Annotated in this window: 11 protein-coding genes; 5 read left to right on the forward strand and 6 right to left on the reverse strand. The window is 59.3% G+C overall.

The features are described from left to right. Positions 1 to 151 precede the first annotated feature (151 nt). The 5 genes from ACSQ83_RS33315 to ACSQ83_RS33335 form a co-directional block, all read right to left on the reverse strand. Positions 152 to 796: a hypothetical protein gene (locus tag ACSQ83_RS33315; RefSeq protein ID WP_414954219.1), complete on the reverse strand. Its 645-nt coding sequence runs from the start codon at positions 794 to 796 to the stop codon at positions 152 to 154. Positions 797 to 857: 61 nt separating this feature from the next. After that, entirely contained in the window at positions 858 to 2,252 is a 1,395-nt protein-coding gene (locus ACSQ83_RS33320; RefSeq protein ID WP_436231041.1) for a selenium-binding family protein, read from the reverse strand. Positions 2,253 to 2,517: 265 nt separating this feature from the next. Further along, positions 2,518 to 2,739: a hypothetical protein gene (locus ACSQ83_RS33325; protein WP_414954217.1), complete on the reverse strand. Its 222-nt coding sequence runs from the start codon at positions 2,737 to 2,739 to the stop codon at positions 2,518 to 2,520. 131 nt (positions 2,740 to 2,870) lie between these two features. After that, a complete protein-coding gene (locus tag ACSQ83_RS33330) occupies positions 2,871 to 3,146 on the reverse strand; it encodes a hypothetical protein (protein WP_414954216.1) in 276 nt (91 codons plus the stop codon). 81 nt (positions 3,147 to 3,227) lie between these two features. Beyond that, positions 3,228 to 3,494, reverse strand: a complete 267-nt coding sequence (locus tag ACSQ83_RS33335; protein ID WP_414954215.1) for a hypothetical protein — start codon at positions 3,492 to 3,494, stop codon at positions 3,228 to 3,230. A gap of 380 nt (positions 3,495 to 3,874) precedes the next feature. Here ACSQ83_RS33335 and ACSQ83_RS33340 point away from each other — a divergent pair, with 380 nt between their 5' ends. Next, positions 3,875 to 5,896, forward strand: coding sequence for a protein kinase domain-containing protein (locus tag ACSQ83_RS33340; protein WP_436231042.1), 2,022 nt, complete (start codon positions 3,875 to 3,877; stop codon positions 5,894 to 5,896). A 17-nt stretch (positions 5,897 to 5,913) separates the two neighbouring features. On the opposite strand, the gene ACSQ83_RS33345 is transcribed toward ACSQ83_RS33340, so the two are convergent. Continuing rightward, entirely contained in the window at positions 5,914 to 7,779 is a 1,866-nt protein-coding gene (locus ACSQ83_RS33345; RefSeq protein ID WP_436231043.1) for an SUMF1/EgtB/PvdO family nonheme iron enzyme, read from the reverse strand. Positions 7,780 to 8,273: 494 nt separating this feature from the next. On the opposite strand from ACSQ83_RS33345, the gene ACSQ83_RS33350 reads away from it, so the two are divergent. From ACSQ83_RS33350 to ACSQ83_RS33365, 4 genes are all read left to right on the forward strand, one after another. Next, positions 8,274 to 8,669, forward strand: coding sequence for a DUF4399 domain-containing protein (locus ACSQ83_RS33350; protein ID WP_436231056.1), 396 nt, complete (start codon positions 8,274 to 8,276; stop codon positions 8,667 to 8,669). Positions 8,670 to 8,695: 26 nt separating this feature from the next. Next, on the forward strand, positions 8,696 to 9,136 hold the full coding sequence (locus tag ACSQ83_RS33355) for a DUF4399 domain-containing protein (RefSeq protein ID WP_436231044.1): 441 nt from the start codon (positions 8,696 to 8,698) through the stop codon (positions 9,134 to 9,136). Between the two features lie 275 nt (positions 9,137 to 9,411). Beyond that, positions 9,412 to 9,678 carry a hypothetical protein gene (locus ACSQ83_RS33360; RefSeq protein WP_414954211.1) on the forward strand — a complete coding sequence of 89 codons (267 nt, stop codon included), beginning with the start codon at positions 9,412 to 9,414 and terminating at the stop codon, positions 9,676 to 9,678. Positions 9,679 to 9,775: 97 nt separating this feature from the next. Further along, the gene (locus ACSQ83_RS33365) at positions 9,776 to 11,320 is read left to right on the forward strand and encodes an efflux transporter outer membrane subunit (protein WP_436231057.1); all 1,545 of its coding nucleotides are present in this window, start codon (positions 9,776 to 9,778) and stop codon (positions 11,318 to 11,320) included. Positions 11,321 to 11,346: the final 26 nt, after the last annotated feature.

Below are 11,346 nucleotides of genomic sequence, written 5' to 3' on the forward strand. Positions count from 1 at the left end.
TCAGCCAACATAAAACCCGCGAAGACCTAAAAAGCAGCAACCCGGCAATGAACCCGACCGCTAACCCTAAAACCCGTGCAACCCGGCATTAACCCTGACCGCCACCCCAGAACCGCACCTCATCAAACCCGAGTGCGAACGACCCCCCGTGCTATGCAGTAGCAATCAGCAACACCCCCGTACCCGCGAGCCCGATTGTCCAGAGCCTGTCGAAGTTGATCCATCCGCGCCTGAGCACACCCACGCCCAGCCAGTCGTAAACCAGCAGCGCGATGGCACCCGTCACGACCAACGTGGTTAACGTATGAAGCCCAACAGCGGCAAGCGAAACCAGCAACGGCCCAGAGGAAAACTGGCCCGCCACAGACCCACATAAAGGAATCAGCGCAGGGATCAGCATGAGGCCGGCTCCATGAGCGGTTGCCATCAGGAACGACCAGAGGACGAGGCCGGCAAAGCCTGTCGTCATGCCAACACGCACGCGGTGCCGGTGCCCATAGCGAACCTGGTACACAGCCCAGGCGACAAGCAAGGCGCCGCTAGCGATACGGATCAGATGACTGTCCAGCACCATCCCGGTAGTGAACACGAGCGTGGCGACTATGCCAATAGAGAGCGCGTGGCCAAGCGCCATCGGCGGGATCGCAAGAAGAACCGCCCGCCGGCTACGCCGATGCAAACCAAGCGCGACCGCGAACAGCCAGCCCATCGCAGGGTTGATCCCATGAAATACGCCAAGGGCCGCTATGGCGAACCACTCCCATGCATGGCTACTCCCGGCCCATGCCATATTCATGACGTGCCCGGCGCGAACGCTTCACGAAAACGGCGGCTCACATAGAACACAACGAATAACATCACGGATAACAATACGAGTCCGACGAGCAATCGCCACCCTCGAGCCGTACCTGATGCGGCCGGTGCGTGGAAGGCCACTCAACTAGGAAGCGCGGATCAAATTCAATACCGCCGTCGAGCGCCGCATCGAGTTTCACCATCCAGCCTTTAAGACCTTCAGGATAAAACTGTTCGTCAATCGCGCCATACAGCGAGTTAGTGAAATACACACGGCGACCATCGCGACTGACTTCAACCATCTGCGGTCCGCCGTTCAGCGCGCGACCGTCCGCTTTCGGATGCGATTCTCGCGATACGATTCCACCGATCCGTACCGTCCCGGTGAGCTTGGGTGCAAAGGGATCGGACACGTCGTATTGCTTCAAATCACCGGTTCCCCAACACGCAACGTAGAGAAAGCGATCATCCATTGAAAGATCAATGTCGGTGACAAGCGGAGGCACTGCACCGAAACCCTTCAACATGGGCGGCAAAAGGTCAGGGTCGGCAGGCTCGGCAGGAATCTCGATGATCTTCTTGACGCCCCACTTGTCACCATCGCGATACCACGTCCAGATAGACGCCGATAAATCGTTCAGGCTGATAACGGAGTTAACGAAGCCGTATGCCTTGGTCGGATCGTGGGCCGGACGCAATTCGAATACGAGCTGGTTCTCTTTGCCGAAATCGATCTCCTGCTTATGTTTGCGCGTATGCAGGTCCCAGAAATGCAGCTTGTGTCCATATTGACCACCCAGCAAGATTTCCGGCACGAGGCCGTTCTCGAAGGTAGCAGGCAAACCCCATTCGCTTGTGACCAGGGTGTCGTGTCCGAGATGCCACCAGGCATCGTAGGAGAGTTGCTGAGGACCCCGATCAATTTCCCATTGACCGCGAATGTTGAAGGTCTCGTGGTCCATCAGGAAAATGCCACCCGGCGCCTCGCCTTGCGCATTGCCCAATGCGGCCACGTAGATTCCCTCGGGGCCGCAATGAACCGTATGCGGTCTCGTATAGCCGGCTTTCTCGGCGACTTCCGCAGGCTCCAGCACGCGCACGATCTTGGGGTTGCGCGGGTCGGCCTTGGTATCAAGAATATGGATTCTCGACGATCGCAAGCCCGGCACGACCAGATAGCGACGTTCGGCATGCGGGTGAGGTGCGTTCGGGCATAAACAGGAACTACAAGCGTTCCAGCCGAAATGATGAAGTTCGTCGCCCGTGTTGGGCATTGCAACAGTGCTGATTATTTGCGAATAGCTGGGCGACGCGGGGTCCACGTCTACAACGGCAATGGCATCCGGAACCTGTCGCGTGGGATCGAAACTCGCTACGTACGCAATGGTCTCGTGCGGCGCCTTCATGGCCATCCGCGGGGAAGGATAGAACGTTGGATCCGGGGTCCAATTTGCCATGTCATTTCTCCAGGAATGTTTGTCCCTGGTGGCCCGGTGGAAGCCCGTCCAAGGATTGCCCGCAGAACTACGGAGCAAATATACCTTGTTTTCAGCTTTCGACGAACGACCTGCCTAGCGACCAAAGCTTGATTTCTTCTAAGGGAATGCCGTGCGGCGATAAGCATTGGCTTAGCCGTTACGAATAGCTCTTACGGGTTCCAAGAACGAGAACGCCCGGCAATGGGATTGCCGGGCGTGCATTGAGCGCGTGCGCCAAACCAGTTTATTTACGCGGTTTCCGGCCGGTGATTTTGGCCGCGGGTTGCGCCGCGGCAACGCCAATCTGGCTAGCTGGAAAATTGACGATCCGCGTACTGTTCGCAGGCGCTGCATACGAGCGAAGCGCCCGGCGGACGCTCGACCTCGCGCCGCCGACAATCGCGCTCATCGCCTGCTTGTCGAGTTCCACGCTGTCGGGCAGATCCTTGATCAGAATTGCAGCCATGGTGTCATCCAGAAAAGTTGAGGGTGTCTATTCAGACCAGTATAGGCAATTTAGGCCCTTAGAAACGCCGGATCCGCCGCGGGAAAAATCTTCCCGCAGCGGACGTCGACGTGTGCAGACCTGCAGTGCGTTCAAAACATCACAGCCGTACCCGTGTTCGCGTACTGGGCTGGATTGACGTTTAGGTGTATCGGCCCGAGGTTGGCGCCAAGCACGCCGATGTTATTGAGCGCATTGACCTCTACGTTTTGATACTGAACGATGTTCTCGTTCGTGTTCACTGCGACGTTGACGTTGGCCAAGGCACCGGCGCTGGCAAGCGATGCATTGCCGCCGCGCACGTCCGACATGGCGTGACGGTCCAGCTCCCGGCTGTGAGATAAGTCGTGAATCGTGATGGATGACATGGCGGTGCTCCAAGCTAAAGAGTAAGGGAGGCCTGAACGGGCAACCGGAGGCCGCAAGGCCCCCGGAGTTGCCGCGCAGCTTCAGAAGTTGATCGTGTTCTTGTTGCTGGCGGTTTGCTTCGGGTCGACCGTCGAGTGAATGCCGCTCGCGAACGCCACGTTGTTGCCGTTGTTGTTCAGCGTGTTCTGGGTCTGGCTGATCAGTTGGTCGGCGCTGAACGATGCTTCGTACGACGACACGTTCACGCCGGGCCAGAAGCCGGGCAGGTTGCCGCCGCGTACGGCCGACATGGCGCGGCTGTCGAGTTCTTCGGTGACGGACAGGTCTTTGATGGAAAGTGATTTCATGGCAGTTCTCCTAAGGGTTAAGCCAGGTGGCTTTAAAGGTTGGTGAGCATCTTGTCTGCTCGCTGGACACTAATGCATGGCCTGTGCCAGAAGTGCCGCCCGTCGATGAAAAAGTCCTGGAAGGCTCGTGGAACAAGGCCTGGAAGACCCCAGTGGACGCGTGCCGCGCAGGTCTTCTCTCTGCCGTTCGAAACGCCTGACGGCTGGCGGCCAACATCTGGAAGCCGATCTGTTGGGCCGGCAACAACATGTGCCCGATCGAACATCTGCAACGAAACCATGTTGCGAAAGGCAGGGCTGTCACCTAGTATCGAAACACTGCGAGTGCGGGTAACTACAGACAATATGTTCACTAATGGAGCCGCGTACGAGCCGTCGAGATGACCAGTCTTGCCCAAGCTATTCGAACCTTCCAAAACAGCGGTGCGTCCCGCGATGAGTTCCTGATACTCGTCGACAGCGCGTTGTCCGTCGACGACACCTCGCCCGGGCGGCTGCTGGAAATACTCCGCGAAGAACAAGCCAGGACGCCGCTGCCAGCCGATCTTTATGGGGCCGTGCATCGGCGGATCGAGCAGGCGTCGCTTGCCGGTCACGGCGCGAATGCCGATGAGACTCGCCTGCAGACTTCGCCGGGCGCATTGCAACAACCATCGATTCCCTCCTCGCCGTCACGCTCTTCCTCATCCTCGTCCGCGCCCATGCGCGAGTTCGTGATGTCCGGGACGGATCAGGTGAAGGACGTCGGCGATACCCTCAACGGGCGCTTCGTGCTCGAAGAATGTCTCGGTGTGGGCGGCATGGGCACCGTCTACAAAGCGCTCGATCTGCGCAAGCTCGAAGCCTCTGATCGACGTCCATACATTGCGATCAAGGTCCTTAATCTGCAGTTTCGCGGCAATCCGAAATCGCTCATTGCCCTGCAGCGCGAAGCGAAGAAAGCGCAGGCGCTTGGGCATCGGAACATTGTCACGGTGTACGACTTCGATCGCGATGGCCCAGTGGTTTACCTGACCATGGAGTATTTGTCGGGCAAGCCGTTGAGCCGGATCTTGCGGGCACCGGATTTCAAGGGCATGCCGTATGCAGAGGCCTTGCCGATCTTCAAAGGCATGGCAAATGCGCTGGCCTACGCGCACGAGCGTGGTTTCGTGCATTGCGATTTCAAACCCGCGAACGTATTCCTGACCGATACCGGCGAGGTGAAGGTCATCGACTTTGGTATCGCCCGCGTGTTCCAGCGGCCCGAAGAAGAGACGGACGCAACAATCTTCGACCCTGGAAGTCTCGGCGCGCTGACACCCGCTTATGCGAGTCCGGAGATGCTTGAGCATCGCGAACCCGATCCCCGCGACGACATCTATGCGCTCGGCTGCACAACCTACGAGCTGCTCACGGGGCGGCATCCCTTTGACCGCATACCCGCAACGCAGGCGCGCAGCTCGGGGCTTAAGCCGCAGCGTCCTGAGAGTCTGGGGACGCGGCAATGGCGGGCGTTGAGGTCCGCGCTTGAATTCGAGCGTAAAGCGCGCATGCCGACGGTCGTGCGCTTTCTCCAGGAATTCGGCGAGCCCCAAAAACGTAGTGGTATGTCGGACGTCGCGGTAAAAGCGGCTATCTCCGCGGGCTTGCTGGCTGCGGTGGCTGCGGCCGGCTATTTCTACGCGTCGACGAATAGCATCACCCCACCGGAGAAAGCCGCCACGGCATCCGTACCCACACCGATTGTCCCGGCCACCCTCTCACTCGCCACGATCACCCCCGTGCTCGCACGTGTACCGTGTTCGGCGCTGGCTGCGTCGGTGCAGGATCAGGCACTGAGTGTGAGCGGCTATGTTGGCCGTAGCTATGGCACGCAGAAGTTGCGCACGACGCTAAGCCAGATTCCGGGCGTCACCGATCCCGGCGTACAGGTCCAGGAAGTCGATGACGATAAATGCGACATGCTCAAGCTGATCGCGCCTTACTTGACGACGAGCCGCCCGGCATCGATCCAAACGCGGAACCATGATGCGCAGTTGACCGAAGGCCATCCGCTGGTCGTTCAGATCACGACGCCGCCCTACGATTCATGGGTCAATATCGACTATTACCAACTCGATGGCAGCGTCGTTCATATGCTGCCGAACGCGCGTTCGAAAGACAATCAGGCGCCGCCGAACTACGCCGCGACGATTGGCAGCGCGGGTGACTGGATTGTCTCGAAGCCGTTTGGCTCCGAAATAATCGTGCTGCTCGTGACGCCCACAGCGCTGTTCGACCCGATCAGGCCGGAGAGCGAGTCGCGAGCGGATTATTTGCGCGCGGTCGAGAAGCGGCTTGCAGACATCGCGAACAAATTCGGACGCGACAAGATTGCCGTGGATCTCGTTCAGATCGACACGCATCCCCGCAAACAATAAAGCCCCTCTGGGCCGCGTTATTTCATGTCGCGTGCGACGCGCATGCCGTTCTGCGATTGCCGCACGCTCGCGCTGTATTTGAAGCGCGTGGACGACTGCATGTAGGCGGCGCCGTCGGGCCACGAGCCGCCGCGGATGACACGCACCGGGCAGCCCGCTTCATCCCATACACGGCCGTCCGCCGGCGCGCCCTTGTACGTGCTGTGCCAGCAGTCGCCGACCCATTCCCACACGCTGCCGTTCATGTCGAACAGTCCGAAGGGATTGGGCGTGAACGAGCCCACGTTCACTGGACTATCCTTGCGCCACGGCGCGCCGCAGTCCTTGCAGTCGGCGTAACCCTTGCGCATCTCGTTGCCCCACCAGTAGTTTGTGGTCGTGCCGCCGCGAGCGGCATATTCCCACTCGGCTTCTGCCGGCAGGCGATACGTCTTGCCGGTCGTCTTGGTCAGCCATTTGACGTAGGCCTGCGTGTCGTCCCAGCTTAGATTGCGCATCGGCGCAGATTTCGCGGCGTTGCCTTCTATATCGACGTGCGGGCATCCGTTTGCATCCGCGCAGGCGTTCCACTGTTCGATGGTCACTTCGTATTTGCCGATCGCAAATGGCCGGCCGATGCTGACTTTATGCGCAGGGCGTTCGGCGGGATCGTCGGAGTTACTGCCCATTTCGAAGGTGCCGCCCGGTAACGAGACCAGCGCCGGGCATGTGGCGCAGTCCTTGATCTCGCCGGTGGCGGACGCGGCTGTCTTGACGGCTGGAGCAGGAGAAGGCGTAGCTTCTGGCGGCGGGGAAACGGCCGCTTTTTCCGCAGGCGCGGGTGCGGGCGGCACGGCTGTGATAGGCGAGGCAGGCGAGCTGGCTGCGCGCGCATGCTCGGCCTGAGCAGGTGGTTGCGCCTTCGGAGCAGAGGCCGCCGCGCGGAGCCGGTCGATACGGGCGTGGGCGAGCGTGGCGAAGCGCCCGTTAGGATAGGCCTTCAAATAGGCTTCGTAATCGCTCGGGTAAGTGCTGTCCTTGATCGAGTCCCAGAACGTGAGCTCGTATTGTTCATTGCTGTCTTTAGGGAGAATTCCCCGGCTTTGATACGCGACGATGGTCTCAGGCATCGTCATGCTGCTGCGGTTCGCTCGTCCGCCAGCGGAAGCGAACTGGAATCCGTCTGTTGCCGTGGCGGGTCCCGCCATCATCCACGGTACCTGCTGCCCCTGCGTTGCAAGGCTCACTGATCGCGCCACATCGTGCAGCACGTCTTCAATACTTCGTCCCGGCTGGTTGATCGCGTTCAACAACGCTGCGGTGTACGTGCCATGCCGCGTGCCATCGGCCGCGTAGGCACCGGGTGCGGTCGCGTACGCCACGATCGTCCGCGAAGGCGGCTCGACCATGCTGACATTGACCGGGTCATAGGGATTGTTCAGACAGGTATCGAGCACGACCAGATTGAGTTGATCGACGCGGGGCGCCGACATGCCCGCAGTAATGCTATTCAAGTCGATACCCTGGGTGATCGGCGCCTCGGGCGACCCCTGCGCGTCGACCGGCAGCAGCAACGTTGACTTGCCGACCTGCATCGCATGTCCGGCGAAATAGAGCAGCCCGACACCGCCTGCAGCAAGCCGTTTGTTGAACTCCTGAACTGCTTCGTTCATGTGTGCGCGATCGAGGTTCGAGTACGTCATGACCTCGAAGCCGAGCCGGTTCAGCATCTCCCCGGTCGCCGTTGCGTCGCGCGTGGCATTGGCGAGCGGATGGTCGTCATAGTTCCCATTGCCGATGACCAGCGCAAGACGGCGCGGATGCGCCCCGCCATTCTGTTCACTAGCGGCGCTGCTGAACGCAACCGCTCCAAGCAGGACCGCGAGCCAAATGTTTCCCGACATGAGTCGTCGTCTGATTCTTCGTATGAGTCTTCGCCACATGAAAACACCCCGTGCCGGTATTGGACGGCACCCGTAAAGTCAAGGAGCCGCGCCAGAGCCGCATGATCCGCGGGAGGGGAACTCCTCTCACGCAGAATTCGTCCGTCCGATGGGCGAGCATCACAACCAACCATAGCACGCAACTACTTCATATCAACGTGGTCGAGCCGGCGTAACGATGCAACGTGTCGTGATTAGCCCGGGAATTGGCCTTTTATAACGAATCCATTTTTCCGATTAAGGACGGATACCTAAGTATTATGCCGATTCAGAATAAATAATTGGTCGTACCGTGCCTGTAAAACGGCCGAATTGCGCTCCCTCGAAGTATGTCTTTTTATCGGATTACGTCCTAAGCTAGCTAGGAGAAAAACGTGCGTAGCGTGCATAACGTGCATTAGGCTCGGGAGAATACGAAAATGCTAAGAAGAACCTTCCTCGGCGTGCTCGCTTTCATGACGGTGCTCATGCCGTCGCGCTCGTTCCCGGCTACGCGCACGCCGTCGCCTCCTGGCGCGGAGGCCTTCATCATCTGGCCGCCCGACGGCGCGGTGATCACGGGCGGAAAACTTTGGGTCCGCATGGGACTGCGCAACATGGGCGTGTGTCCGAAGGGCGTCAACATTCCCAATGTAGGTCACCATCATTTGCTGATCGATACGGAGTTGCCTCCGTTCGACGAGCCAATTCCCTCAGATCGCCAACATCTGCATTACGGTGCGGGCGAAACCGATGCCCGGCTTGAGTTGCCGCCCGGCAAGCACACGTTGCAGTTGCTCATGGGGGACTACAACCACGTGCCGCACGATCCCCCGATCTATTCGAAGAGGATCACGATCACCGTGAAATGACAGGCTGCAGATTAAGGGGGTGTGCCATGAAGAAATCTTGCACTGTCGCAATAGCTGCAATCTCGATCTCGATCTCGCTGATATCAGGGGCCGCGCTGGCCGGTCCCACTCCCGCTCCGGCCGATGCCTACGCGTATATCGGCTATCCGAACAATGGTCAGACGCTTCCGGCGGGCAAGCCATTTCGCGTGTGGTTCGGGTTGCGATACATGGGCGTTGCCCCGCGAGGCGTGAAGTATCCGAATACGGGTCACCATCATTTGCTGATCGACACGGACCTGCCCTCGTCGTTCGACGATGAGATTCCTTCCGACCGTCAGCACCTGCATTTTGGCGCAGGCGAAACAGAGACCACACTCGAGTTGCCCCCGGGCAAGCACACCCTGCAGTTGCTGATGGGTGACGCCGCGCACGTTCCGCACAATCCTCCCGTCTATTCAAAGAAGATCACGATCTACGTTAAATGATCGGGCAGGTTCACGCGCAGCGAGTGTCGCGGGTGAACCAACAGTTCACCGAGCAAGCGTTGGTTATGGCCCATCACGCGACTGCCGGATGACTCGCGAGCGGCCACCTCAGCCGCCGTGAATTAATCGCGCAAATCCTTTTCCAGTAAAGCTCAGAACGCCTCGGGCCAATTCATTGGTCACGCCTGGCATGCGCCATGCATTAGTGTCCAGCGAGCAGACATGATGCTCACCAACCTCTAAAGCCACCTGGCTTAACCTTTAGGAGAACTGCCATGAAATCACTTTCCATCAAAGACCTTTCCGTCACCGAAGAACTCGACAGCCGCGCCATGTCGGCCGTACGCGGCGGCAACCTGCCGGGCTTCTGGCCGAGCTATAACAGCTCGATGACCAGCCTCTCGTTTGGCGCAGAGCAGTTGATCAGCCAGACGCAAAACACGATCAACAACAACGGCAACAACGTTGCGTTTGCAAGCGGCATTTCGTCGACGGTCAAGCCGACGCAAACCGCCAGCAACCACAACACGGTCAACTTTTGATCATCAGGCGCAGGCAGCAAAGGCCGTCCGGCCTTTGCTGCCGCACCGGTTTTAACCTCGCCGCAATCAATTTCCCCGGAGTGAGATCATGCAAGTCATGTCGCCATCGCGCGGGTTGCAGGGCCGTGCTGCCGAGTCTTCATCTCTGGGTGTTGCGCGTTGCCTGTTCGTGCGCGCGGTACTTCCGATACTTGCCTGCACGACACTTCTCAGTGGTTGCATCGATGTGAACGTGCCGGACTACAAGCGTCCGGATACGCCGGCCAAGACCACGTGGTCGCAAACGGCCAAGTCGCTGGTCTCACCGGCCGACACCATCACCCTCGACTGGTGGAAACAATTCCATGACCCGTATCTCGACTCCCTCGTCAGCCGGGCCATTGCGAACAATTTCGATATCAAGATCCTTGCGGCGCGCGTGTCGGTCGCCGGCGGACAGATCAACGAAGCGCGTGCCGGTGCGCTGCCTACCGCGGATTTAGGCGCTGGCGCGGAGTTCGATAAAACCACGCGGCAAGATTTCTCCAAGCAATACAACGTGGCCACGCAGGTGAACTGGGACATCGACATCTGGGGCGCGGTCGAGAAGGGCGTACAGGCGCAGAAGGCCGAATATCGTGCGTCGGAAGCGGATTGGCGCGCGGGCTATCTCACGCTGGTGTCCGATGTCTCGACGACCTACTTCGAGATTCTTCAGTTCGATGACCAGATCGACCAGCAGCAAAAAACGCTGCGCGCCAACAAGCAGATCCTCACTATTTACGAAGGCATGGCCAAGAATGGCCTCGTGCCGAACACACAGGTTTTGCAGCAGCGTGCGGAAATTAATCGCATGACCAAAGACCTGCTCGAATTGCATCGCGCCCGCGATCTGGCGAACAACGCGCTCGCTACATTGATCGGTGTCCCGGCCGGTGAATTCACCGTGCCGTCGGGGCAGCTCGAGAAGCGCGTGCAGATTCCCGTGGTGCCGGCGGGCTTGCCGGCGCAATTGATGGCGCGGCGGCCCGATGTCGTGGCGGCCGAATATCGCGTGCTGGAAGCGTATGACGTCGTGGGCCAGGCGAAGCTCGCGCAGTTGCCGACCATCAGTCTCACGGGCCGGGGCGGCACGGCGAGTTTTGCTCTAACAGATCTATTGAAGTCCTTCACGTTCAGCTTCATGCCCAGCATCAATATTCCGCTGCTGGACCCAAGCGTCAGGGCGCATGTGAAGACGACCGAGGCGCAGACGGTCGTGGTCGAGCAGCAGTATCGGCGCACCGTGATGGGAGCGTTCGAAGAGGTGGAGAACGCGCTGGTCAACCTCGACGCACATACGAAGCAACGCACCGAACTGCAGGAACAAGTGGATCACCTGCAAGTGGTGGCGGCTCAGATTGAAGCGCAACTCAAGGAGGGCGTGGTGTCGCAACTCGAAGTCTTCGAGACCGAACGTACGTTGCTCGCGGCGGAATTGGCGTTGCTTGAAAACCATCAGCAACTGCTCTCCGATACGGTGACCCTCTATAAGTCGCTGGGCGGCGGATGGCCGTCGGTTGACGTGCAGAAGACCGATCAGGCAAGTGACCCGACCGCTACGTCCTCGTCCTCGTCCGATACACATGCTGTACTTGCCGCAAGTAAGGGAGTAACGAACTAAGCCCACGTGACGCGGCCAATTTTTTT

The sequence above is a fragment of the Caballeronia sp. LjRoot29 genome (genome assembly GCF_964252755.1).
Lineage (GTDB): Bacteria > Pseudomonadota > Gammaproteobacteria > Burkholderiales > Burkholderiaceae > Caballeronia.